We start from the raw sequence: 906 nt of genomic DNA, 5'->3' as shown, positions 1-906 counted from the left end.
CTCCCAGCAGCGCGTCATCCTCCAGGCCCTCGCCAACGCGCACCTGGCCCCCGAGCAGATCGACGCGGTGGAGGGCCACGGCACCGGCACCACCCTCGGCGACCCCATCGAGGCCCAGGCCCTCATCGCCACGTACGGGCAGGAGCGGCCCGAGGACCGGCCGCCAACATCGGCCACACCCAGGCCGCGGCCGGTGTCGCGGGCGTCATGAAGATGGTCATGGCGATGCGCGAGGGCATGCTGCCGCGGACCCTCCACGTCGACGAGCCCAGCACCCACGTCGACTGGTCCGCCGGCGCCGTCGAGCTGCTGACCGAGGTGCGCGAGTGGTCCGGGCGCGAGGAGGGCACGCCCCGTCGCGCCGGTGTCTCCTCGTTCGGCGTGAGCGGCACCAACGCCCACGTGATCGTGGAGCAGGCGCCGGTCGAGGAACCTGCTGCGGCCGCTAAAACGGTCGTTCTATCCAGTGCCGTGCCGTGGTTGGTGTCGGCGCGCAGCGCGGACGCCCTGCGTGCCCAGGCCGAGAAGCTGCGCGACCACGTGGTCGCGCGCGACGGCCTCGACCTCGCCGACGTGGGCTGGACCCTGCTGTCGGCCCGCGCCCTGCACGACCACCGGGCGGTCGTCTTCGGGCGGGAGCGGGACGAGTTCCTGACCGGCCTGGAGGCGCTGGCCTCCGGCGGACCCGGGGTGGTCGCGGGCACTCTGGCCGAGGGCCGTCTCGGCGTGCTCTTCACCGGGCAGGGCAGCCAACGCATCGGTATGGGCCGAGAGTTGTACGAGGCGTTCCCCGTGTTCGCGGGGGCGCTGGACGAGGTGTGCGCGCATCTGGACGGGCTGCTGGAGCGTCCGCTGAAGGACGTGATGTTCGGGGCGGAAGCCGGGTTGTTGGAGCAGACGGGGTAC

General features: G+C 72.8%; 1 pseudogene. It reads left to right on the top strand.

What is annotated here, in order from left to right:
• Positions 1 to 906 (top strand): annotated as a pseudogene (locus STRAU_RS35730) (ketoacyl-synthetase C-terminal extension domain-containing protein); the annotation flags it as partial.

The sequence above is a fragment of the Streptomyces aurantiacus JA 4570 genome (assembly GCF_000414115.1).
GTDB lineage: Bacteria > Actinomycetota > Actinomycetes > Streptomycetales > Streptomycetaceae > Streptomyces > Streptomyces aurantiacus_A.
This window is presented reverse-complemented; position numbering and strand designations above follow the sequence as displayed.